26 protein-coding genes are annotated in these 24,225 nt (G+C 51.4%); 9 read left to right on the top strand and 17 right to left on the bottom strand.

Features of this window, described 5'->3' with window-relative positions; all coding sequences use genetic code 11:
• Nucleotides 1-283 precede the first annotated feature (283 nt).
• The 7 genes from PQG83_RS02305 to PQG83_RS02275 all read left to right on the top strand — a co-directional run bounded on the left by PQG83_RS02305 (nt 284) and on the right by PQG83_RS02275 (nt 5,133).
• Nucleotides 284-799, top strand: coding sequence for a hypothetical protein (locus tag PQG83_RS02305; RefSeq protein WP_312746323.1), 516 nt, complete (start codon nt 284-286; stop codon nt 797-799).
• 41 nt (nt 800-840) lie between these two features.
• Nucleotides 841-1,233, top strand: coding sequence for a phage holin family protein (locus PQG83_RS02300; RefSeq protein WP_312746321.1), 393 nt, complete (start codon nt 841-843; stop codon nt 1,231-1,233).
• Complete coding sequence (locus PQG83_RS02295; RefSeq protein WP_312746319.1) at nt 1,209-2,096, top strand: DUF3618 domain-containing protein; 888 nt, start codon at nt 1,209-1,211, stop codon at nt 2,094-2,096. Before PQG83_RS02300 ends, PQG83_RS02295 begins: the two co-directional genes overlap by 25 nt.
• A gap of 169 nt (nt 2,097-2,265) precedes the next feature.
• The gene (locus PQG83_RS02290) at nt 2,266-3,264 is read left to right on the top strand and encodes a YihY/virulence factor BrkB family protein (protein WP_312746317.1); all 999 of its coding nucleotides are present in this window, start codon (nt 2,266-2,268) and stop codon (nt 3,262-3,264) included.
• Between the two features lie 143 nt (nt 3,265-3,407).
• On the top strand, nt 3,408-3,827 hold the full coding sequence (locus tag PQG83_RS02285) for an ion channel (protein WP_312746314.1): 420 nt from the start codon (nt 3,408-3,410) through the stop codon (nt 3,825-3,827).
• A 96-nt stretch (nt 3,828-3,923) separates the two neighbouring features.
• On the top strand, nt 3,924-4,535 hold the full coding sequence (locus PQG83_RS02280; RefSeq protein WP_312746311.1) for a hypothetical protein: 612 nt from the start codon (nt 3,924-3,926) through the stop codon (nt 4,533-4,535).
• A 322-nt stretch (nt 4,536-4,857) separates the two neighbouring features.
• On the top strand, nt 4,858-5,133 hold the full coding sequence (locus tag PQG83_RS02275; RefSeq protein ID WP_312746308.1) for a hypothetical protein: 276 nt from the start codon (nt 4,858-4,860) through the stop codon (nt 5,131-5,133).
• A gap of 88 nt (nt 5,134-5,221) precedes the next feature.
• On the opposite strand, the gene PQG83_RS02270 is transcribed toward PQG83_RS02275, so the two are convergent.
• From PQG83_RS02270 to mbhE, 6 genes are read right to left on the bottom strand one after another with little or no spacing between them, the layout of a single operon-like run.
• Nucleotides 5,222-5,569: a cation:proton antiporter gene (locus tag PQG83_RS02270; protein ID WP_312749163.1), complete on the bottom strand. Its 348-nt coding sequence runs from the start codon at nt 5,567-5,569 to the stop codon at nt 5,222-5,224.
• A 41-nt stretch (nt 5,570-5,610) separates the two neighbouring features.
• Nucleotides 5,611-5,880 carry an MrpF/PhaF family protein gene (locus PQG83_RS02265; protein ID WP_312746305.1) on the bottom strand — a complete coding sequence of 90 codons (270 nt, stop codon included), beginning with the start codon at nt 5,878-5,880 and terminating at the stop codon, nt 5,611-5,613.
• Between the two features lie 7 nt (nt 5,881-5,887).
• Nucleotides 5,888-6,379 carry a Na+/H+ antiporter subunit E gene (locus PQG83_RS02260; RefSeq protein WP_312746303.1) on the bottom strand — a complete coding sequence of 164 codons (492 nt, stop codon included), beginning with the start codon at nt 6,377-6,379 and terminating at the stop codon, nt 5,888-5,890.
• Nucleotides 6,376-7,743 (bottom strand): complex I subunit 5 family protein, encoded by a 1,368-nt coding sequence (locus PQG83_RS02255; RefSeq protein ID WP_312746302.1) that lies wholly within the window; start codon nt 7,741-7,743, stop codon nt 6,376-6,378. Before PQG83_RS02255 ends, PQG83_RS02260 begins: the two co-directional genes overlap by 4 nt.
• Before the next feature lie 15 nt (nt 7,744-7,758).
• Nucleotides 7,759-8,136 carry a sodium:proton antiporter gene (locus PQG83_RS02250; protein WP_312746301.1) on the bottom strand — a complete coding sequence of 126 codons (378 nt, stop codon included), beginning with the start codon at nt 8,134-8,136 and terminating at the stop codon, nt 7,759-7,761.
• Nucleotides 8,133-10,913, bottom strand: a complete 2,781-nt coding sequence (gene mbhE / locus PQG83_RS02245) for a hydrogen gas-evolving membrane-bound hydrogenase subunit E (RefSeq protein WP_312746299.1) — start codon at nt 10,911-10,913, stop codon at nt 8,133-8,135. Before mbhE ends, PQG83_RS02250 begins: the two co-directional genes overlap by 4 nt.
• A gap of 592 nt (nt 10,914-11,505) precedes the next feature.
• Here mbhE and PQG83_RS02240 point away from each other — a divergent pair.
• On the top strand, nt 11,506-11,808 hold the full coding sequence (locus tag PQG83_RS02240) for a hypothetical protein (protein WP_312746297.1): 303 nt from the start codon (nt 11,506-11,508) through the stop codon (nt 11,806-11,808).
• A 66-nt stretch (nt 11,809-11,874) separates the two neighbouring features.
• On the opposite strand, the gene ligD is transcribed toward PQG83_RS02240, so the two are convergent.
• From ligD to PQG83_RS02190, 10 genes are all read right to left on the bottom strand, one after another.
• Entirely contained in the window at nt 11,875-14,499 is a 2,625-nt protein-coding gene (gene ligD / locus PQG83_RS02235; protein WP_312746294.1) for a DNA ligase D, read from the bottom strand.
• Between the two features lie 103 nt (nt 14,500-14,602).
• Nucleotides 14,603-15,463, bottom strand: coding sequence for a non-homologous end joining protein Ku (gene ku / locus PQG83_RS02230; protein WP_312746292.1), 861 nt, complete (start codon nt 15,461-15,463; stop codon nt 14,603-14,605).
• Nucleotides 15,464-16,065: 602 nt separating this feature from the next.
• Nucleotides 16,066-16,230, bottom strand: a complete 165-nt coding sequence (locus PQG83_RS02225; protein WP_312640197.1) for a DUF1328 domain-containing protein — start codon at nt 16,228-16,230, stop codon at nt 16,066-16,068.
• Nucleotides 16,231-16,350: 120 nt separating this feature from the next.
• Entirely contained in the window at nt 16,351-16,743 is a 393-nt protein-coding gene (locus PQG83_RS02220) for a hypothetical protein (protein WP_312746291.1), read from the bottom strand.
• Between the two features lie 420 nt (nt 16,744-17,163).
• Nucleotides 17,164-17,346, bottom strand: coding sequence for a hypothetical protein (locus PQG83_RS02215; RefSeq protein ID WP_312746289.1), 183 nt, complete (start codon nt 17,344-17,346; stop codon nt 17,164-17,166).
• A 47-nt stretch (nt 17,347-17,393) separates the two neighbouring features.
• Nucleotides 17,394-17,969, bottom strand: a complete 576-nt coding sequence (locus PQG83_RS02210) for a hypothetical protein (RefSeq protein WP_312746286.1) — start codon at nt 17,967-17,969, stop codon at nt 17,394-17,396.
• Nucleotides 17,970-18,015: 46 nt separating this feature from the next.
• Nucleotides 18,016-18,783: a PRC-barrel domain-containing protein gene (locus PQG83_RS02205; protein ID WP_312746284.1), complete on the bottom strand. Its 768-nt coding sequence runs from the start codon at nt 18,781-18,783 to the stop codon at nt 18,016-18,018.
• Nucleotides 18,784-19,125: 342 nt separating this feature from the next.
• Nucleotides 19,126-20,502, bottom strand: coding sequence for a DUF2254 domain-containing protein (locus PQG83_RS02200; RefSeq protein ID WP_312746282.1), 1,377 nt, complete (start codon nt 20,500-20,502; stop codon nt 19,126-19,128).
• 92 nt (nt 20,503-20,594) lie between these two features.
• Nucleotides 20,595-21,743, bottom strand: a complete 1,149-nt coding sequence (locus PQG83_RS02195) for an AI-2E family transporter (protein WP_312746279.1) — start codon at nt 21,741-21,743, stop codon at nt 20,595-20,597.
• A 151-nt stretch (nt 21,744-21,894) separates the two neighbouring features.
• Nucleotides 21,895-22,500: a cyclase family protein gene (locus PQG83_RS02190; RefSeq protein WP_312749161.1), complete on the bottom strand. Its 606-nt coding sequence runs from the start codon at nt 22,498-22,500 to the stop codon at nt 21,895-21,897.
• A gap of 340 nt (nt 22,501-22,840) precedes the next feature.
• On the opposite strand from PQG83_RS02190, the gene PQG83_RS02185 reads away from it, so the two are divergent.
• Entirely contained in the window at nt 22,841-23,446 is a 606-nt protein-coding gene (locus PQG83_RS02185) for an NADPH-dependent FMN reductase (protein WP_312746277.1), read from the top strand.
• Nucleotides 23,447-23,798: 352 nt separating this feature from the next.
• Here the strand turns inward: PQG83_RS02185 and PQG83_RS02180 are convergent, their stop codons facing one another.
• Nucleotides 23,799-24,188, bottom strand: a complete 390-nt coding sequence (locus PQG83_RS02180; RefSeq protein ID WP_312746274.1) for a hypothetical protein — start codon at nt 24,186-24,188, stop codon at nt 23,799-23,801.
• Nucleotides 24,189-24,225: the final 37 nt, after the last annotated feature.

The raw sequence follows: 24,225 nt of genomic DNA, 5'->3' as shown, positions 1-24,225 counted from the left end.
TCCTGAAACACATACGACGAGGGTGATCTGGGAGGGTTTGCCCTGCAGCCATGCTCTCGCGCAAACGGCAGGGACCTGGAAAATCCTCCTTTTAGAGTCCTTAAAGCCGCACGCATGATCCATTCTGATACCCTGGAGTGGGTGCCCTCGATATTTCGCGAAAATTAAGGGTTGTTGACAGTTCACGACTCCCTCACTTTGGCTTACAAGTAGGTAGTACACCTGCTGAAAGACGCTCGTGGGGTTTCTTATTGAGGACATTCATCAATGGAAGGAGACAGGAATGGCAAATGACATGAAGGAAAAAGCGAAAGAAATCGGCAAACAGGTGCAGGAAAAAGCCGGTCAGGTCGGAGAGCAGGTACGTGAGCAGACCACTCAACTGGCGAACCAGGCACAAGGCAAAGTAAAGAGCACACTCGAAAGCCAGAAACAAAAGGGTGTCGGGGAACTCAGCGGGCTGGCGGAAGCCGTGCGCCAAACCAGTCACACCCTGCGGGAGCAACAGAATGAAGGCGTCGCCCATTATGCCGAGCGGGCGGCGGAACAAATGGACCGGATGGCGCAATATTTCGAATCCCGTGATGTCGGTGAACTGCTGAACGAAGCGGAAATGTTTGCCCGGCGTCATCCCGAAGCGTTTTTAGGCGGGGCGTTTATGATGGGCCTCGTGGCTGGAAGATTTTTAAAAAGTTCCAGAGATCGAAGGATAGACGAATCTTCTTCCTATGGACGGCAAGAATCGTTCCGGAGGGAAGAACCCACGGCGACAGCTACACCTGCCGCGCCAACCATGTAACGGGAAATCCAATTACTCACATTGAAGAGAAGGAGGAAGTTATGAGTTTGTACCAGGAAGAACGACCACTTAGTGATCTCTTCCGTGACCTGATGAATGAGACAAAAATACTCATTCAACAGGAAATCCAGCTTTTGAAGCTTGAAATGTCCCAAAAAGCCACACAGGCAGGCAAGGATGTGGGCTTTATAGCGGTGGGCGGAGCGCTGGCCTATGCCGGATTGCTGGTTCTTTTAGCAGCGGCCACACTTGCTCTGGCGTTAGTTATACCCGGATGGGCATCAGCCCTGATCATCGGTCTGGTGGTCGTGGGGATTGGTTACGGCCTAATTCAGAAAGGCATCAGCGACCTGAAAAACATCAACCCCGCCCCGCAAAAAACCATTGACAGTATAAAGGAGACCAAACAGTGGACGACCAACGCACTCAATTAAAAATGTCAGAATCGCAAAAGATTGAAGATCCTGACCGGCTTCGCGAACAAATCCGAGAAACCAGAGCGGAACTGGACGAGACAGTTCATACACTTCAACAACGTCTGTCTCCGGATACCATTAAAGAACAGGTCAAAAATGCAGCCATGGATAAAGTCGAAACGGCAAAAGAACATGCCCGGACGAAAGTGAACCAATGGCAATCCATGCTGGTAGAACGGGTCCTGAACAATCCCGTGCCTGCCGCCCTTGTGAGTATGGGGCTCATATGGATGATGAAACAAGCCGCAAATTCGTCATCGGAAAGACACAGGTTTGGAAGAAACCGAAATGGCGATTATGGCGATGGCTATTCCCTTGATCCCTATGAAGAGTGGCCGGAGTATGCTCCCGGAATTGAAGCTGGACGGATTCCCCGACAACCATCCCGCCGGGGAGGATCCCTGGACGCCATGAAAGCAAGAGCACAGGCTTCAGGGCAACAGGCAAAAGAACAGATATCAGAATGGACCGACCAGGCGAAAGAATCATTAGAAGACTGGAAAGAAGAGGCGTCACACCGGTCTGATGAAATTCGGGAGCACACACGCGAGCAGGGCGAACGCATGAAAGTTGAAGTGTCCCGGTATATACAGGAAAGCCCTCTGGCGATCGGGGCCATGGCATTTGCCATTGGAACTGCTATCGGCCTTTCCCTGCCCCGGTCTGAAAAGGAAGATCAATGGATGGGTGAAACACGCGACCGGTTGCTACAAGAAGCCAAGGCGACCGCCAAAGAGATTATGCCCATGGCCAAAGAAGCCGTGAGTGAGGCGCAGCGGGCAGCCAGTGAGGCGATGAAAGAACAGGTCGGCCTGAGATAAAGAGCGACAGCCGCATCAACGGTTGCATGAGCCGGTTCGCCAAATGGTTAGTGTGTATGACTCAATAATGACAGGTGCGTTAATGCTTGTCTGAGTATTCTGTTCCGGTCCGTTCTCCTCAATGAAAATTTTTCATTTGGACCAAAATTTTGCAACAAAAGGATGGAATATGTCCTCCAACTACACAACCGAAAAGAAGTCCGGCCCAAGAGGCCGGAACGCCACCCAACCTAGCCAAATCACGAATGCGGGGTGGTGGGACATCCTCCTGCGGGTGAAGGATCAGATCTCACAGGATAACGTTTCGATCGTCGCCGCAGGAGTGGCGTTTTATGCCGTCCTCGCGCTCTTTCCGGCGTTGGCCGCCATTGTGTCGCTGTATGGATTGATTACCGAGGTCTCTGATGTCCAGGCACAAATTACTTCTCTCAGTTCCTTTCTCCCGCAAGACGCCCAAACGTTGATCGAAGAGCAGCTGACAACCATTTCCACCAGCGGCCAATCAGCGTTAAGTCTTGGAGCGATAGGGGGATTGCTCTTTGCGATTTGGAGCGCATCTAAGGGCATGTCTGCAATGATCACATCCTTGAACATTGCCTACAATGAAGAAGAAGAGCGGAGTTTCATCAAAGTGACCGCGCTGGCGATAGGATTGACGGTTGGAAGTCTTGTGTTTGTCATCCTGACGCTCTTTCTCATTACCCTGCTGCCGGCGGTTTTAGGAATGCTGGGATTCGGCCAGATCATGCAAACGGTCCTTTCTCTCAGTCGTTGGCCGCTTTTGGCGGTAATCGTCATGGGTGGATTGGCCATCCTGTACCGGTATGCGCCCTGCCGGAACTACCCGAGGTGGCAATGGGTGTCATGGGGTGCCGGAATCGCCACGCTAATGTGGATAATAGGGTCGTCGGCTTTTGCCATTTATGCAAATGATTACAGTAGTTACAATCAGACGTACGGGTCACTCGGCGCGGCAGTCATTCTGCTTATGTGGTTCTGGCTGACGGCATTCATCGTCATGGTCGGGGCCGAAATTAATTCTGAAATGGAACGTCAGACGCGGGTGGACACGACGGCCGGTGAACCCGAACCGATGGGCCAACGCGAAGCCTACTCGGCAGACACCCTTGGGAAGACTTCTTCACAACATGCTTCCGTGGGCAAATAGTTGGTACGCATACCAGTGTTCTGAGGCTACATTTTGGGGCAGTCGGGAAGGCATAGCGTGTGTGCTGTACCACTAGACATCCAAGGTGAATTGGAAAGAAATGATTATTTGCAGTCGAAACTTTTTGATGGAAAATTCTGACGATGTCCATTGTGCTGGGGTTAAGCGGAACCGCTGTGCTTGCGGCTGTTCATGTCGGGCTGCTCTTTGGTATTAGCCGACTCGTGCCGCGTCATCCCTCCTCTCCCCCCTTTGTCACCTTTTACGTTTTCTGTCTGTTGGCCCTGACACACTTTGCGGAGATCAGTTTATATGCGGCGTATCTGGCAGGCCTGGAAAAGACCTTGTACCCCGGGAGCCTAATTATCAGCAGTCCTGAAGGCTCTTACAGAGACTGGCTATATTTTTCAGGAATAAACTTTACCACCCTTGGTTTCACCAGCCAGCATGTGAATGGTCCCTTACGTTTGGTCTCAATGTTTGAATCATTGGCAGGGTTCATGCTGCTCACATGGTCCGCGACGTATCTATATAGCATCTGCGGAAAATACTGGGAAAAATAGCACATAACCAGGGTTAATGAGAGTGCACGATTGCAGCATGAATGGCGTACAGTGACAACTATTAACTATCAACCAAAATTAAGGAGGTTTCACGTTATGTCACACGTATTGAAAATTGTCGTACCCGCTTTTGCATTTACCCTGGGTTTCGTTGGCACTCTTCAGGCTGCCGGCGATCAGATGCCACAACATTCCCAAGGAACCAGTCAGCAACAGAACCAGATGGCGACGGTGAAAGGCACCGTGGATAAAATTGATGGCGACGTGTTCACTATCAAAAATGATAAGGGTGACACGATCCGTCTTCACCTCGACGAGAAGGCTTTTCAAGGAGAACGACCCAAAGAAGGCGACAAAATACAAGCCAAGATCCCTCAAGGGGAAGAGACGTATGATGTGGTTTCCGTGAAAAAGGAGGGAGGTTCTTCTGCAGCTTCCACACAACAAGGTGAAAAGTCTATGCAGGCACAATCTTCTTCACAATCATCATCGTCACAGGGCGAAAAATTCACAAGAACCATTAAAGGAGAAATTTCCAAAGTTGATGGAAATGTCTACTACGTCCGGGATAATTCCGGTAAAGAAATCCGTCTTCGCCTGGACCAATCCGCCGAACAATCAGGCGAATTGAAGAAGGGCGATACCGTTGAAGCGTTGGTGACACAGAAAAAAGAATTCCACGTCATCTCGGCTGAACTCTTACAATAAAATAACCTGATCGGCGCGTCTCCCACACAGAGACTTTCCCCCTAAAGTCTCTGTGTGGCGGGACGCGTCACGGTCTATCTATGACACGTTCCAGGCTGTCTCTTCAAGAGAGAGTCGACGTGTGCCAATGGTTTCATACCACCACTGGCTGAACCTCATGCACGGGTATGGCGCATTGGAACATATCGATGTGGTCGCCATTCACGGGTTCCCCGGCATGTAGTGGCCGGACCAGCCGAAGTGGGATTGGTATAGCCATTGGGAGGGATGGGAGAAAAAGATCGCCTATCTCCAACCCTACTGTGACCCTCGCCCGATCTGGGTGACCGAAACAGGATATGCCACCAACTCATCTTTTTCTCAGTTACATCCCAATGAAGGCGAGCCTCAATCACAGCGTTTGAAAGAGGCGATCCGTTCCCCGGCTGAATGCATCTACTGGTATTCGCTCGTCGATTTGGATCCCGCACGGGATGCCATCGAAGGGTTTCACGTGGATGAACACGAATATCACCTGGACCTCGTCACGTATACCGGAGAGAAGAAACCGGCCTGGAATTATCTCAGACACTGTTTGCAGGAAGAACAGCCCGTGTAGAACGGGTCGTCTTCAGATTCGCCCACTGGAGAGCGAGGCCGTGGATCGGCCGACCCTCCTGTCGGCTTAGCGGTCCCCGCCCTTGCCATCATTTCTCATTCGTCGCATCCGGAACCGCAGATGAACCGCGCGACGTACGGGAGTCGCTGGTGGAATCCGTCCGGTCCGTCGATTCAGGCATGGTGTCGGCAGATTCGGATGCTTCACGTGATCCGGCAAGCGCCAGCGCATGTAACGAAGCCGGTGCCGTCAGCAACACAAATACGATGGTCAACCCCGCCCGCGACATCACGGGGCCGTTTCCGATAAGCAGAGAAGCCAGCAACACGGGTATCACGCCCATCACGCCGGCCATGCCGGCCGCATGCAGTCGCAGATGATAGCCTTGTAACCGGACCATGCCGATCACGGCCAGCGTGAGCACCACCATCCCCATCAGGATCAACCCTGCCGCTATCCAATCGAACAACGGGACGTTCATGTGGGTCCCCGATGGCGATGGTAGCCCGCCGCGCCAAGCGTCCCGATAAAACTCAACAGCGCCAGTGCCAGTGCCACATCCAGATAATAGGCGGCATGATGCTGAAGGGCATACAGGACGAGAAACGTAATCATGACCATGGAAAGAACATCCAGTGCCAGAATCCGGATCAGAAATGACCGGGAATACATGAGGAAACCCAGCAGCACCATCATGAGCAAGGCCCCCCACATCAGCGCGACATCATAAACCATGTCCAACATCATCGCCTCGTCAGGGAAACACGTGTCGTTGGTATCGTTGGTAAAAACGCTCAATCCGCCGGATGGCGGCATCAGAATCCGCGCCATCCAGGACTCTGAACACCATCACCTTCCGTTCAAGATCCGTCTCGACCAGATAGGTACAGGGCGTGAGCGTGTGGAGCATGCAGCCGACAGTTATTCCCAGGTCGCTCCACTTTCCGACGGGGACCTCGATGAACCCCGGCCGGTCGGCAGGTTTCCATCCGACCGTCAGGAGAGCCACACGCCAGGTATCCTTCAGGATCTCCCATAACACGGCTCCGGCCAGGAGAGGGGTATAACACACACGGGACCATAACGGCGGCATTGTCTTATGCGATACGGTATGAAGAAGATGCCGTGAGGCAAACCATAATCCTGAAGCCAGTGCCCCACCGATCACCCAGTCCCACGGTTTCATGCTGCTCAGGACCAGCACATATAAGCCTGTGAGCAATGGAATCGTCCACCATCCCGTCATGGCGCCGGCCCCTCAACCGAGTGGAGGAGCTGGGTGGCGGCATGCCCGCTCAACGTGATCAACAAATCCGGAAAGATCCCCAACGCGAGGATCAATCCGCTCAAGACCGCCATGAGACAATTGACGGAAGCCGGGCCGGTGTACACCTGCTTTTCTTCTGTGAGAAACAGCCGCTGAAAGGCTTGAAACATATACACGAATGAGAGTGCGCTTCCCATCAACACCACAAACGGCAGCCAGACGTTATGCTGTTCCAGCGCAGCACGAAAAATCGCCAGCTTGGCCCAAAAGCCCGCGCTGGGAGGGACGCCCGCCACACTGATTGCCGCCACGGCAAACGCCGTGACGGCGAGTCCTCCGCGCATCCCCCTCCCGAGAAACAGGGCCGCCTTATTCAGCGCATTGATCAGACTATAAAATACCGCCGCCGTGGTGCCCGCCGACCCTCCAAAGCCGAGCGCCATCAGAATATATCCGACCTGGCTGATGGAGGAATACGCGAGGACTTCAGCCGCCGGCTGCCGTCCCACGGCCAGCAATCCCCCATACACCATGCTGGCCGTTCCCATCGTCAGCACCACGGTCTGCCCCGACTCCAGCACCGGAGACAGAACCTGAGCTCCGAACCGCAGGAATCCGTAACTGCCGATGTTGGCCACCGCCCCCGCGAGAATGGCGGCGACAGCCGGGCGGGCATCACGATAGACGGCAGGCAGCCAGTAGTGAAAGGGGAACAGTCCCAGCTTCAGACTAAAGGCGGCAAATAAGAGGGCCACGATGATCCACGGTTCATCCCGGCCGGCCAGCGCCGAGGCGATATCCTTCATATCCAGCGTCCCGGTGAGGCGGTAGATCGCTGCCACACTCATCAGCAAAAAAGCCGAACCGAGCAGATTGACCATGGTAAAGATGGCGGCCGTTCTGATTTCGGCGCGCCGCTCCCCGTAACTGGCAAGCGCAAAAGCCGACACCATGGAAATTTCAAAAAAGACATAAAAGTTGAAGACATCACCCGTCAAAAACAACCCGCACAGACCGGTGCCGAGAAACAGGACCAGCGAGGGAAAGGTGCGGGAAACCACGCCCCGGCTGACTTCATACACCATGGCGGCCAGCAGCACCGCTGTGGACACGGTGGCAAACAACAATGCCAACAGGTCGCCGCGCAATCGGATGCCGATACCCGCCGGCCACCCTCCCGTGACCGTGTGCTGCACACCTGATCGGGCAACATCCATCAGCAGCCAGATCAGCATGCCCAGGATCAACACCTGACACCCGACGGCCATTCTTCCGATCCCCCGGCGGCGGCCGTCCAATAACGCCAGAAGAATGGCGACAGCCCAACCCGTAACCAACGGCACCGAGAGCAGCATATGTTAATCCACCCCCCCGAGACGTTCCCGCCTCTTCTCCTCCCGGTTTTCGATTTCCGCCATGTCTTCCATATCGATACTGCGGTGACTGGCATGGACACGGATGAGCAGGCTTCCCAGGACCGCCGTGACGGCAAACGTGATCACCAGGGCCGTCAGCGTTAAGGCCTGCACCAGCGGATCGCTCACACCCGCCTGAGGTTCGGAGAGAGGGAGAATCGGTACGGTACCGACATGATGGCCTGAGGTCATCAAGAACAGGTTGGTTGCATTGGACAGCAGCAGGATGCCGGCAATGATCCGGTACAGATCCCGCGTCAGCATGAGGTACGCGCCGGCCCCGAACAGGATCGCAATCACCAAAGAGAACAACAGCGTCATGCCCGTTCCCGCCATTCCATGACATGTTGCAGCATAAGAACCGTGAATCCGATCACCAGCAGGAAGATCCCCGATTCGAAAAGCAGCGACGTATGTCCCTCCAGCGAACCGAGCGTGAACGGATCGTTGCCCGGCCCCGGCACATGCGACAACGGAGGATGACCGGTTATCAGTGGTGCGAACGAGACAGCCAGCATCAGTCCCAAGCCGGCGGCGGCAAGGCCGTATGCCCACGACCCGACCTGCGGCACCCCCTGCTTGATTCGTTGATGACCGAGCACGATGTATTGCAGCAGAATGCCCAATGCCACCACCATCCCGCCGGCAAACCCTCCGCCGGTTTCATGATACCCCTTCACCAGCAACGCGATTCCCACCACCGTGATGGGCAGGAGAAGACCCATGGCCAGTTTCTCGTTGAATGCCGTGTTCATCATGATCGTGTGAGATCGCGAGCGGCCGCCGGTTTCCAGAAGCGTGCCCACGCCGAGAAGCGCCACAAAAATCACCGTGGCCTCCCCGAGCGTATCCAGCCCGCGGAAATCCACAAGAATGGCCGCCACGATGTTCTCGGCATGCACCTGCTCGGCCAACTCGAGATGCCGGTTGGACACACTGTCCTGGCGGGGCTCGGACAGGACCGTCATGCTCAACACGAACACCAGTGCTGCCGCCATCACCCCGGCCACTGTATACCACCGGTTATCATGGCGGCGGGCCTCCCGCTCCTTTTCCTGTTGCAGCACCGAGGCAGGGAGAATCCACAGGGTCGCTAGCAAAAGCAGCGTCAACACGGTCTCGACCAGCACCGCCACCAGCGAGACATCGGGTGCGCCCAGCAGGGCATACACCAGGGCCAGAAAAAATCCCGTTGCCGTCAAGGTCAGAATCAGTCCCAGATGATCACGTTGGCGCACGACACACAAGGCGGATGCACCCGCCAGGACGAGTATGAGGCCAAGCAGCGAGGACGATCCGACGGGCGTCAGACTGCTCCCGGATACGGCAGGCCAACTGTAGGTGGATGTTCCGACAATCGCCAACCCGACCAACAGACCGGCGGGGATGAGTACACCGGCAATCCGGTCGCGCAGGTCACGCATTTCCACCTGATGAAGCCAATCCGCCAACCGGGACGTCCACTCAAGCAGCCGCACATAGGTAACGTCCGGCCCTACCCGTTCCATCGTGCGCACCAGCCCGCGTAACCGTCTTTCCCACCACCGGCGGCTGATCCATAACAGGAAGCCTCCGCCATAGGCCGTCAATGCCATCACATTGGGGGTGGTCGCCGCAAAATGGTATGTCGAACTCAACACCTCTGTTTCCTGAGCAGTCTGGGGATACACATCGTATGCGGCCACAGTCGCCAGATGGACGGCGGGCGCCATATACATTCCGCCCACTAGGCACAGAAGAGCCAGACATGCGATCGGGAACAACATTCGCCGGCTGGCCGGCTTGGCAGGGGCTCCGGGAGATCCTAAAAATATGCCGTGCCAGAACCGCCAGGTATAGGTGAGAGTCAACGCTGCGGCGGCCGTCGCCACCACCGTCATCCCCCAACTGTGCCCCGAGGCAATCTTGAAAAATCCTTCATCCTTAAAGAACCCGGCCGTGAGAGGCAATCCTGCCAGCGTGGCAGCAGGAAGGACGCTCGTGATCGCCAGCATCGGCTGTTTTCTGGCCAGACCGCCAAGCTGCTCAAGCGAGCGTGTACCGGTCATCGCCTCGCCCGCTCCGGCCACCATGAACAGGGCGCTTTTACACAACGCATGGACGAGCACATAGATGGCCGCCGCCGCGGTGGCGGTCACTCCGCCCACCGCCAACATTAAAGACACATAGCCGTATTGGGCGACGGTCGAATAGGCGAGAATTTTTTTGATGTCCGTCGCGTCCAGCGCCAGAAGACTCCCGATGAGAATGGAGAAGCCCGCCAGAATCATCAGCACCGTTTGTACCAAAGGGACCTGTGCGATCAGCGGATTCAGGCGGTGCAGCACGAACACCCCGGCGGCCACCATGGCGGCTGAGTGCAGGTAGGCCGAAACCGGCGTCGGTGCGGACATGGCGCGCGGCAGCCAGAAGTGCAACGGCACGTGCGCACTCTTGGCGACGGCGGCGAGCGCCATAAGACCCATGGCACCGGAAAGCGTGATACCGGGTTTGACACGGTCGATCAGTTCCCCAATCGAAAAAGTGCCATGCTCCGCATACAGCCATAAGATACCGATGAGCATGCCGACCGAGGTGATGCCCGTGACCAACAGCGCACTCAAAGCCGCCGAGCGCGATTCCTCCGTCCGGTCAAAGGCGATCAAAAAATACGAACAGACGGCGGTCAAATCAAAGAACACAAACAGCAGGATGAGATCGGCCGCCATAACCAACCCCAGCATCGAGGCCATAAACAACGCCAGCCAGGCATAATACGATGTCTGGACGTTCAACGGGCGATCGTGTTTCTTGAGATAATGCGGAAGATAGCCGGAGGAATACACCAGCACCATCAGGCCGATGCCGGCGGCAATGAGGCTATACAGCAAAGCCAGCCCGTCGTTGACAAGCATAAACCGGATATTGAAGTTTGGGACCCAGGACCACGAAAGGGTGTGCCCGCCTCCCCTCCAGGACATGACCACCGTCAGCAGCGTGACTGAGGCTCCGGCGATGGCGAGCGGAGGCGCCAGCCTCGGCCGCCGGATTCCTCCTAATAGAACTGCCGGCGGTACACAGAAGGCTATCAGCAAAGGCAGAAGGATCTGTCGGATCATTCTAACCAGCTCCCGTAAATGTCATGGCAAGCCATGAGGTATTGGGGATTCATTCCCTTACACGATCTCTCATATCGCCCGATGAGATTGACTATGGGAGGGCGACATTAAAAAGCGGGTATTCCAGATTTTCATCCCTCCATGACGTCTGGAAATTCGTCTCCTGCGCGGAAGGACATGGACGGAAGAATGTGCCTGACTTCGCCCGTGGACACATTTGGAAAATCACATGGCTTTTCCGTTTCAGGTTAATTGACATGTTCCCCTGATAGGTCCATGTGGCAATCTTTGAAATCGGGGTGGAAAGAATTCACGTTGACGACCATGATCCAAAATATTACCAGTGCAGGTGTAGTAGCTGACCTGCGATTAACCCTAGCCATTCACTGGATACACAAGACCCGTTACTATCGGACAAATCTTAATGTGTCACAAATGTATTTGTATCCTGATTCACCACTGAGGGCATCGGTAAAATGGGATATTCCAATTTTTCGGAACACACTTTTGAGATTTTTCACCCACTCTCCGCTTCGAGCGTACAGGTGAAAAAATTTCTCTTTTCGGCTCTGTCCACAACAAGGAGGTCCTCATGCCAAGAGGAGACAAATCCAAGTACACCGGAAAACAAAAGCGTCAGGCGGAAAAAATTGAAGAGGGATACGAAAAGCGCGGCGTCTCGGAGGACGAAGCCGAACGACGGGCATGGGCGACGGTGAATAAGATGACCGGCGGAGGAAAAAAGAAGGGTGGGTCCGGACGCGGAAAAGCCACCAATACCGCTCCAGCGAAGAAAGGCGGAAAGTTAGGCGGCAAAGCTTCAGCTTCACGATCATCAGCCGCGAAATCCGCTTCCGCAAAAAAAGCGGCACAAACACGCGCCCGCAAGAAATAGTAACGGGTGAATTGCCGTGGAAGGATGCGTTCCTGTGAATCGCGGGACGTTTACCGGACCGGACTGCTACGCATTCAGCACGGCCCGGGAAATGGACTGACGCAGTTGAAAGAATTCTTCCCAGGGATCACGTTTGAGGGCATTCAGCCGATCCGGAAGCGTCTTGAGCGTATAGGCCTGCGGCCCGGATAGGGAGGGTAATTCCTTCCAGCTGATCGGAGTCGAAACAGGCGCTCCGGACAAGGCACGAACGCCGTAGGTCGCGATGGACGTTGAGCCGAATCCGTTTCTGAGGTAATCGATAAAAATTTTTCCCTTCCGCTTGGCCTTACTCATATTGGCCACAAACGCGGAAGGCTGTCGCTCTGCCGTTTCTGTCGCCAGCCTGCGGGTATACTGTTTCAGCTCATCCCAGCTGGCCCGGCGGACAAGGGGCGCCACCACGTGCAAACCCTTTCCCCCGGACGTTTTGACAAAACTGACGATTCCATCCTCCTCCAGTCTCCGGCGCAAGAGTTCCGCCCCCTCGATCAACTGTTCCCACTTGACCCCGGGTCCGGGATCCAGATCGAACACCAACCGGTCAGGCCGGTCCACTCGATCCTCCAGGCATCCCCATGGATGCATCTCCAGCACCCCCATCTGCACGAGCGCGATCAGTCCCCGGACATCATCGATCACTAAATAGGAATTATCCTCTTTGCTGCCCTTTTCTTCTATGAGAATTGTTCTGATGCTTTCCGACAAAGACCCGGAGCCATGCTTTTGGTAAAAACATTTTTTCTGATGTCCTTGCGGGCAGCGCACCAGCGTGAGCGGCCGTCCCGCCACATGCGGCAACACCCAATCCGCGATGTGTTGGTAGAATTCTGCGAGATCCCCTTTGGTAATGCCCTGTTGGGGATAAAGAATCTTATCCGGATGCGTGAGGGCCATTTCCACCCGCGGATGGGAATGACCCCGCCTGGAAGTTTTACGACCGCGTGAGGATGTGGAAGGTTTGGGAACGATCTCTTTCAAGGGTGTCGGACTTTCTTTTCTGATGTCTCTGACTGATTTGTCCTCGCGCAGGCCGAGAAAAGAGGGATGGCGCAGAATGCCTTCCCGTGTCCATTCCAAAAATTCAACTTCCGCCACCAATTCCGGGCGTACCCAATGCGCCGTTTTGAGCCCGCGGTCGTTGGGTAACCGGAAAAAGGGGGGACTCGCTTGATGACGTTTGGACAAGAGGGCATGAATGCGTGCAAGGCGTTGTTGCGTAAACCCCGTTCCCACCCGTCCGGCATACTGTAATTGGCCTTCCTGATCATAATATCCCAGCAGCAGAGCTCCAAAAAACATTCTGGAACCCGAAGGATTGGTATACCCACCGATGACCAATTCCTGCCGGTGATGGCATTTGACCTTGACCCACTGCTTCGAGCGGGTTTGACGATACGGGCTCATCGCATGTTTGGAAATAATTCCCTCGAGAGCCTTTCGACAGGCATGCTCGAACGACCGCTCTCCCTGACCCTGGATGTGGTCGCTGTATCGCAGATGAAACGCGGCCGCCTCGGGCAGGCACTTAATCAATTCCCATAGCAGTCCCTTGCGTTTGAGAAGGGGCGTGCGGCAGAGGTTATACCCTTCGCAATAAGGAAGATCAAACACGTAATACACAAGAGGATCGGAAGTTTCCCCTTTCAGCACAGTTTGCAAAGCCTGGAAATCGGAAATTCCGTCAGGACGAAGGACCACCAATTCCCCATCTAGAATCGCCTGCCGCACCGGCAATTGGGCCAAGGCGTTTGCGATACCAGGGAATTTCTTGGTCCAGTCCTTTCCGTTCCGGGTAAACAGGTGAATCCGGGCGTCTTTCACCACACTGACAAGACGGTATCCATCAAATTTTATTTCATGAAGCCAATCGTCTCCCGTCGGAGCTGACTTGACCAGTGTTGCCAATTGAGGACGAAAGGTGGCCGGTTGCGACCCGGACACCGCGGAGGGAAGCTTGGATGGGTCAAAGGCGCGGGATTGTCCGGTGGTCTTCTTGCGTGAGATGGTGCGGGAGGAACGACTTTTGGCGGTTTTGTTGCCTGACTTCATTGGGGAAGGATGTTTTTTTTTGCTGTTTTCCTCAGTCCCCACGGCAATGTCCTCCAATGTTCGCTTGGTGGCCACACTCCGGGGAGCCGTGTCAATGATATCGGGCTGTGTCCCTTGGAGGGCTTCCTTATCCTTTTCTTTGATCAATAACCAGTTTTTTTCATCCTTGGCTTTGGCTCCTCCCATCCGAACCAAACTCCATCCTCCCTTCAGCTTGTTTCCTTGCAATTGAAATTTCAATCGTCCCCGGTCATACGCGTGTCGCGGATTTTCCTGTGGCACCCATTGGCCACGATCCCACACCATCACCGTCCCTCCTCCGTACTCTTCCTTGGGGATGGTTCCTTCGAAGGATCCATATTCGACGGGGTGATCCTCAACATGAACGGCCAGACGCTTGAGGGAAGGATTTAAACTGGGACCTTTCGGAACCGCCCAACTTTTTAACACACCGTCCAGCTCAAGCCTGAAATCGTAATGCAACCGGCTTGCCGCATGCTTATGGACAACAAACGAAGACCCCTTATTCCGGGAGGTCGTCCCACGAGGTTCCGGGGTTTTCCCAAATTGCCGTTTACCCTGATATTCCTTTAATCCCATGTTTGTGACACCCTGCGAGCAGCTTTGAGGGTCTGAGTCCTGAAAAAACTGAAACAAAGACCTTTCTGCTCAGTCAGGCCGGCAATTCACGGTGAATGGAACTTTAACTGGCCTTACGGGATTTTCGAGGGGAGGAGGATTTGCGTTTTTTGGCTCGACCGGAGGGTTGGGCCTTCTGAACGCTTTTCTTTAATAAGGACATGATATCAACGACTTTTCCTGAACCTGTTTTCTCTTCTTTTGCGACAGGGGGTATGGATGTTCGTGACTGGGCACTTTTCGATTTCTTTTCGATCCATTTCAACAAGGCATCACGGTAATCATCCTGGTAGCGCTGGGGTTCCCACTTAGTGCTCATGGATTCCACCAACTGTTGGGCCAACGTCAATTCCTTTTCCGAAATTTTGTAGGATTTCACGCCCGCTTCAGGCACATCCAATTCTTTCACATTACGGATTTCCTGATGAAATCGCAGAAGCTCCAGCACCAGAACATGTCCTTGAGGAATAAGGGCGGCTAAATACTGGCGTGTTCGGATAACGACTTTGGCAATCCCGACTTTGCCACTCCGCCGAAGCACTTCCCGTAACAGCACATAGACTTTTTCACCCTTTTTATCGGGAACAAGATAATAGGGCTTATCAAAATATTCGTAACCGATATCCTTTCCGTTAACAAAATTTTCGATTTCAACTGATTTATTCACTTCAATGGCAACTTTTTCGAAATCGGCATCATTTAAAAGAACATACCGACCCTCTTCATATTCAAACCCTTTCACAATGTCCTGCCATGGAACCTCTTCACCCGTCTCCTCGTTCACGCGTTCATACCGGACCCTGGCATGATTCCGGCTATCCAACAATCGGAAATGCAAGTCAAATTGTTTTTCCGCTGAATGAACGACAACAGGAATGGTGACAAGGCCAAAGGTAATGTGCCCTTTCCAAATTGGCCTTGCCATATCACTGAATCCTTTTCTATTCCCGTTATCAATTATAAAAATTATAAAAATATAAAAAAACCGTTCACCCTAATTCTCATAGGGTTTTCTGGTTACTTCCTCACGGAACATCACTTGGATTATGCTTTTCAGTTGATCGATAAAAGGGCCAATAGGATCAGTTGGAGTTCTCCGCATGGCTTGATCGACCTTCTGATGATGCATGTTGACTATTAATGGGCGATTGGAGGGTCCACTGATCACGATTATTTTTCCGCCGAAACCTGTGGCACGCAGATCTTTCAGGAGGTTGCCCCATTGGGATCGGCAATGGACATGTCCAGGCTAATGACGTCCGGGGCATGTTTTTCCACCAGTGAATTCACATCCTGTCTATGTTCCGGTCTAGAAAAGGCACAGTCCTTTTTCCTGAAAGTGGAAAATCATTGCAGTTCGAAAGACATCGTCAGGGGTAATGATCATGATTCCAACCACCTATTCCCTGGCTTACGTTTCGATGGTTCTTTTGTAGAAAACTTTCTGCAGTCAGATTCAATCGTGTCGCAACCGCAAAACATCCCGCTTCTGATCAATGACGGGATTCATCCCCATCAATTCTCCTGCTAGGCCGGAGGTCTTTTTCCCGTAATAAAACTCAAGGCAAAAATTATCAAAAATACGACAAATAACACCCAGGCAATGTTGGTCGCTGTACCGGCTACGCCGGTTAAGCCGACCACTCCTGCAATCAGAGCAATGACTAGAAATGTAATGGCCCAACTTAACATATGGAATTCTCCTTTGTTCCCTTCCAAAAAGGGCGGAATGTTTTGTTCAATCGGGAATGACTTGTATGCCCACTATTGAGGGTGTGTGCATTCCCCGTTTCGAGCTCAGGTCACGGCGAATTAAGGCTTCGCTCCATTTTTGTGAACCGGTTGATAACCTACGACCTTATTTTGGGCGTTAACTTCGATCTGAACCGTGTCACCTACTTTGAAATCATCATTCTTCTCGGAATTACTCAAATTCAGGTATCGGGGGGCTAACTCTCCAGCCTCACCCGCATCCACCCGTAACGTATTTTCGTTCACTTCCTCTACTACCCCTTGAATAATTCGATGACCTTCATCTAGTTGACGGTCTCCCTGTAATGGAGTCGTCCCCGAACGGTCGTGTTCAGGGATGTGTCCTGTGAGATCACTACCAAAAGCGAATCCCGGAACCCCCATCAGGACAGACAATGTCATCATAAGTTTTATATTCAGCAACCATTTCATATATTGCCTGGGGGTATTCATGTTCGCCTCCATCATATTTTTAAAATTTCCGCTATATCCCAGAGAACACGACTGATGTTCGTCCTTTGAGCATGCGTGCCGTTAACCTTCGTGCCCACATCCGGAATGTCCGCACTGACATTTTCCGCCTTTAGAAGGTTGAGAAGATGAGCAATTTTCGGAACAAAACTCTTTTCCTGGAGGGGCTTCACAAGTACAGGCAGGGTGAGCACATTTTTTAGCATTGGCAGTGGTCATCATTTCTCCTTTCCGTCAGGGTATAGAAAAATTTTGAATTTCCATCACATATGCCTCTCTCCCGCACCTTACCGATTTCATGAGTCAGTGTCGCCATTACAAGACGTGTTATACAATGGACAAAATTTCTTCCAAATGAGGAAAAATGGAGACAATGATTCCCTCGTCCTTAGTAAGAGTTTTCTAATTGGCCGAATCCTGAATATTTTCTCCGGCCTGTTCCATCTTTTCTCCCGCTTTCTCCATTGATTCATCTACGCTTTCGCCTGCTCGTTCCGCAGGACCTTCTTGTTCACAACCCACGACAAAAAATAGAGATCCGGCAAAACATGCAAGCATCAAAATTCTTTTGACATAAACATTCATGCATTTCCTTTCTTCATGATGCCATGAAAATATTGAGTATTTGAGTTTTATGAAGCTGAGTGTTCTGTATTCTGCAATACCTTCTCCGCGATGGTTCCAGCTTTCTGTGTCACATCTTCGGCCGTCGACCGAACTGCCGTCTTTACAGATTCCACCATTTTTTCTCGGGAAGGTCCCATCCATTGGTTTTCTTTTCGACTCACGGGTATCGCCGCTGCGACGGCTACGCCGAGCGCGACCATACCTGCACCGACAGCGAGGGGATAATTATCCAAAAGCTGAGTCAATTCTCCTCGGGCAACCGTCCCTTTCTCTGTTAAGTATCCCTTTACATTTTCCATTTTTTGTTCGGTCTCTTTTTTCCATTCGTAAGCCTGTTGCCTCGCCTGATCCTTCCACTCCGTCATATGGCCCTCAACGGTATCCTTCGCATCGTGTAATCTCTCTTTGACTTGTTCTTCCATAGGCAGATGGTCATCTCCCTGCTTACGCCAAGGAAAAGATTGAGTTCCATCGGATCTCAGGGTCCCGACAGAACTTTCCGAGGAACTTTTACATAACCAGTACAAACCCAATCCAACGAGAGCGGTGGGCAACGGAATGGTCATAATGGTATTTCGCATTGACGGCTCCATTTGTTAAAGGCCTTGAAGGTGTCCTGCATTTCATTCATTCCCAGTCGTGGGGTTTACCATAAAATTCATACATTCTAACTTCATATTCTCTATTGATGGGCTGGTTGGGGTCATACTCAGGGCTTTTTTCAATGGTGTCTCGAGTCATATCTACCGCAACAGTTTGTTTATTCCAATCGATAGAACTGACCCATTCGTGTGCCATGAGAACCTTTTTCCCCGGCAGCCAGTTATGGGTATCCACAATTAAATATCGGATTTGCCATGAGGTATCGTCCACGATGAAATCGTCCACATGGCCGATCTCTCCGTCCATGGCCCCGATGTAATACCCCTGAACCTCATTCGCAGATCGCAAATGGGGGTTTCCATTCAATTTGCCGGATAAGTTCCTTCCATCTTTGAGCACAGGTTCGATGGCTTCCCCGCCGGGAACACTCATCGGTGTGAAACCGGAAGGTTGGATGAAAATATCATCGTCCCAATATTCTCTCCATTTAAAAAACAGGCGTAATTCCTTTTCTTTTTGAAGGGAAAATGGCAGGTCGGTTTCTATACCCGGACTATCTTCAATTTCCGTTGAAGTCAGCGTCAGGGGAAAGACCTTATCCTCCCAATTAGACGGTTCAAGAGCCTCAGGGCTGATGAGCACATTTCTTCCGGGAAGCCAATTTCCTGTATCCGCCACGAGATACCGTATTTCCCACAAGCGGTCGTCAAAATAAAAATCATCGACGCTTCCCAGGTCTTTATCGATGGCTCGCAATCCATAGCCTCGCATTTCTAATAACGGTTTCAACATACTTTTCCTTTTACCTTAATGTTTATTGAGGAATGGGCCAGGCACCTGATTTCGAATAACCATAAGTAGAAATTCTCCTATGAATTCATTAACCACTTTCTGGGGTTTCTAAGACAATGTACAAAATTTTCATCAGCCTCCTTGAAAAGTCAAACATCTGCCTCAGAGCGTTTCCAGTCATTTAAGGTTTGGGTGTCAAAGGAGAGGAAGTTTCCTGGCAGCTTTCCAAACGTTACAGAAAAACCATGCTGGGAAATCCGAAAGTCTTAATCGACGAATTATGAACCGGAGGGCTAAAATGGGCCATCTCAATGGTCCCAGGAGCAGGAGTGAAAGACACAGTTAGGGAAGGATATGCAATATTTTATCCATCAAAAGGGAACTCCGGCTTTCTCCCATACTTAACGAGGCCATGACCTGGCGGCACCGATCCTCCACGGCCTCTAAATCATTTTTTTCCTGGATGGATTCCCGGCTCCCTCTTTGGACCATTTCGACATGACAAAGGATTGCCACACGATCCTCATTTCGTTCCAGGGTTTCACCTATTCGCCCCAAACCTTCCAACAGACAGATGATCACCGCCACATTGCCTTTTCCGTGTTGTCGGATTTGATTAAAAGCCGCATTCATGACGCCTTCAAACGTGACAGACGGAGCAATCACACGAAGAACTCCCTCAGGATCGTACCGGAAAGGAGAAGGAAACTTTCTTTGCCCAAGCTGGCATAAAATCGCGCTGAGGTGATCAATACATTGAATGCAAGTGAACGGATCATTAATTCCAGGAGAAAGTGCCCTCACCGCCACTTCGACAAGTTGAAGCACGGAAAACTCAATATCTTGTTCCTGGGTTCGGTTGGATCCACAAATCATTTGCTTGTTAATATGTTGTGTTACGACATCTGCCATCGGCCCGAGGGCCAGCACCTTGGCTAATGATGCTCCCTTGGTGATAAAGTGCCCTGGCCGATAATGAAGAAATATCACTAAATTCTGTTCACGAGCAATTTGCATCAGTGCATCATTTTCAATTGCCTGAAGATACCCCCCAATTTCGGCCTGAATTTCCATTCCCTCTTTTTCTATCCTTGACATGATAGAGGGAATACGGGTTTTGTTCGCTTCATTCTCCTCCTCCATTCCTAAACGTTCTGGAAAAAGTCTGGTCAGGTCTTCTTCCAATTCCCCATAAACCGCAGCGATCAAATTCGGGGCCTGAATGGAAACGGCAATATGATGCATGAAATAAATCAATACCCCTAGGCTGCACACGGCCAAAATAAGGCCCACCAACGTTCCCCAATAGGGGGTATAGCCATTGGGATCCATATGGATGGTTCGCAAAACGAGCAGACAATACAGGAATGTCGCCACAAACGTTCCCAGCACTACTTGATTACCCCGATCTCGCAAAAAATTCCCTAACAGACGTGGACCGAATTGTCCCGAAGCCAGGGTCAGGGCCACAATTGTGATGGAAAACACGACACCGGCAATGGTAATCATGGAACCGGCAATGGTCGAAAGCAGAGTCATCGCCCCTTCCGGTCCCATATTGCTCAGCCATTGAAGAGAGTCAATTTTCTTGGGAGAAAAGAACACGTCGAGATACGGAACGGCCAATGAGAGGAAAATCGCGGCAATGGCCATGCAAGTGGGTATGAGCCAGAGACTCGCACGGAGTTTATTCAACCAATTTGATACCCAAGCCGGCATGAGTCACTTACCTTGTCGCGAGATCATTGGAATTCATCATCCCGCCTTAATCCGCGTAGCCAGACAGAAATTTGGCCCTAACTATTGTAAACTTAACGACTTAAAAATTCTCCAATGGGATTGAGCGGCTCGATTTGATCGCAAATAATTTTAAGGGATGCGACAAAGGGGACAGCGAGTAGCGCCCCGACGGCTCCCCACAACCAGCCCCAGAACAAGACACTCACCAAAATTATCACAGGGTTTAATGTCAATTTTCGTCCCAATAAATGGGGTGTGATAAAATTTCCTTCAATAGCCGTCAGCAATAGATAGGTCCCGGACACCATAGCCACAATGTTCATATGATCAAAGGTGATGGTCGCTGCCAATGTCACCGCGCCTAAACCAATAATACTACCCACATAAGGGATGAAATTCAGAATACCCGCCATCGCTCCCCATAAATACGGATTAGGCATGCCGAGCAGATACATGGCAAAACTGGTCACCAGCGCAAGACCGACATTCACACTCGTCACCGTGACAAGGTAACTGGAGATATTTCCTTCTATTCCACGGACAATTTCCACCGCTCGTCGTTTATCTGAAAATCGTGGAAGAACTTTTACGAGTTTTTCCAGAAATAAATCGCCGGAGGCAAGGAAAAAATACAGTAAAATCATGGTTGAGACCAGCCCCAGAATAAATTCCGTGGTCCAATCAATCAAGAGTCCTCCCAAACTGTCGGTTTTCACCTCAATTCTTTGCGCTTTCCGGGATTCCGAAAGACTCGCCATATGCTCCAGCGCTTGGGTCGCCTTCCCCATTTCCAGGACCGAGCTTTTGATGGTCCGAATTTTACGCTCTACCTGTTCTAAGGCTTCCGGGGCACGGTCCAGCCAGAGAGAAGCAGGAGTCGACAACTGGATAATTCCAAACGTCAGAGTACTGATTAATACGAGAAGGATCCCCCCAGCCGCCAGGGGCGCGGGAATATAAATTTTTTCAACTCCCCGCACAAGAGGAGCTAACAAGAGATTCAGAAATAAAGCCACGAACACAGGGAGCATAATGGCTTTGGCCACATACATCACCATGAGTGAGGCATACAGAAACAATCCGGTGAGGGCAATGGACCGGATATTGATCGGTCCCTGAAATAATTGGGATAGATGGCCAGCTTCGAATGTGGATGAAAGAGGTGGAGAGGAACCCTCATGTTCGGATTCCGAGGGTACCTTCTGTTGGATGTCAGGCATCGGAGGGAGCCAAGTTCGGCAAAAGGGGTGGAGGCACCGAACTTACATATGTGTCACAGAAGCCATTCATAAACATCCTGATCCTTCCGTTCTTCAGGAATGGATAACCCTTCATCGGCATGAGCCACTTACTCAAAAACCTTCCTCACCCTCACCGAACCGGTTGGAGAATGGCCCTGGCTGGAGCACCATCTCCCTTTGGAATTTTTAAGGGTAAACAGATGAGCATATACTCGCCCGGTTTCACTCGGGAAAATTCGAGTCCCTCAATGATGACAATCCCGGCTTGAATAAGCAGGCGTGCAATCTCACTTTCGTGTTTCCCTCCAATGAACAGCGCATCAATTCCGACGGTGCTCACCCGCCGTTCGGCAAGCCATGCCGCGGCAGTTCGGTCAAGAAAAATCGTATTTTCATGGGGATGTCCAGAGTCCCAGTCAGATGCCGAATTTCGTATTTTCAGGAGAATCCGATCATGCGAATAGATCCGGTGTTTTTTGAGTTCTTCCGCTTTTATAGAATTCTTATCTTGAATCTCAATCACTTTGGCCAGACCGATTGTTGCTGAGAACTCTGTTTGTTCATTATCGTGAAAAGAATTTCCACATGTCACCGGAGCACCAATGTGCGTTCCGGCATGAGAACTCATTGAGATTTTGGAGATATGAAATTTTTCCCCATTTTTCCTGTCCCTCACCCGTTCCATCTGAAAAGGTGGGTCTTCGGGTCTTTGAACCATTCCCGGATACAGAGGCATTGAGATATCAATCCAATTAGGTATCATGACCTTTCCACATTCCGACTTCTCAAGGGCTTCTCTTTTCACACCGAGAGGTAGGCCAGGCCAATTCTTACTACTACACCTTTTTCCGGAACCATACACTGGATGGATTGTATAGAGCAGATTATGGTTAATTATGGTGGCGCTCAATAGATCTTTTTTAAAGGCTCATATAAGATTTGTCCACACTCTGCGGCTGAACACACGTTTTATACTGCCGAGATGAAGGTTTTAGTTGGGGAAAATATTGCGCGGTTTATCCCTTATCAACGAGTGATGCTGCGGTGAAATTCGTTCGATTAGGAGGATGATTTCCATGCCACTAAATTTGGCTATAATTTATGGATCGGTCAGAACCGACCGGCAGGGTATCAAGGCCGCTCGTTTTATGCTGAACACCTGCCATACCCGCGGCCATGTCGCAACACTCATTGATCCCCTTCTCTACTCCCTCCCGCTGTTGGATAAAATGTATAAGGAATTCAAGCCTGGTCAGGCTCCTCAATCTCTCCAACAGGTGGCTGACCTGATTATTCCGGCTGACGGGTATATTGTTGTGTCGGGCGAGTACAATCATACCATTCCTCCTGCCCTCTCGAACATATTAGACCATTTTCTTGAGGAATACTTTCGGAAACCTTCCGCCATCGTCTGTTATTCAGCAGGTGCGTTCGGCGGAGTCCGTGCCGCCATGACCCTCAGGGCCATGTTGGCTGAATTGGGAATGTCCAGTATTCCATCTTTGTTCCCCATCTCCCATGTTCAAGACGCCTTTCAGGAAGATGGCACGCCTGTTGATCAACGTTTTTATCAAAAGGCCCGAGAGTTTTTTGAAGAACTGGAATGGTATGCGTATGCCCTCAAACAGGCCAGGGCCGACCCTTGCCCTCGAAGTGAGAGTTCAACACAATCGCTTACCTAAGTCGCGTCAGGTTGATCGAACATGACATTTACAGAATTTCTTGAGAGAAGAGGAGATTGATAGACCACTCAAAACAAAACCGACGCACGAGCATCTCTGATGCTTGTTAGCCCTCTGTACTCGCGCCGCTTGATGGCGACTTGAGCAGGCTATATTAGACTATATTATTGGTTGGCTGCAGCAGATATGGCTCTGCCACTCATGATGACCAGGCAGATTTGCCCTCTATTGGCACGGGCAATGGGATTCTCTTAACTGGCCAAATGATTGAAGGGATAAGCCCGCGGTAAAACAGGCAGGGATCATTCAGACGATATTCCCTCAGACCCATTTTGTCACCTGGTTTTCTGGATTATCCCATGAGCGGAGGATCTTCTCGATCTTCTCCGGTAAGAACTTCGGCTTCTGTTTCTTCCAGGCTTTCCATTTCACTGACCAATCCCAATAACACCTGTCGTCTTTGCTGCAGGGACTTTTGTAAAAGGTCACGGGAGGTGGGTTCTTGAGCAGACTCAGGAAGATTGACCAAGGCTTCGGCTTCTGCCATGGTAGCAAAATTATAGGCAGCCATTTTGCCTTCTCTTCCGTCTACCCGTTTCAATATCTCCTCAGTCTCACGATCAAACTGGTCCAACACTTTGGTATCGACCGGGGATTCACTCAGGTTCTCCAACTTTTTCAATTGCTGTTTCAATTGATCTACCCGGGAAAAGGCAGAAAATGATGCATTGGTGTTTGGCATAACAACATACTCCCTTCGATTAGGTCGGATTTTTTAC

It is taken from the genome of Candidatus Nitrospira neomarina (assembly GCF_032051675.1).
In the GTDB taxonomy this organism is placed as follows: Bacteria; Nitrospirota; Nitrospiria; order Nitrospirales; family UBA8639; genus Nitrospira_E; species Nitrospira_E neomarina.
Note: the sequence above shows the minus strand (reverse complement) of the source record. Positions and strands in the feature narration are given on the sequence as shown.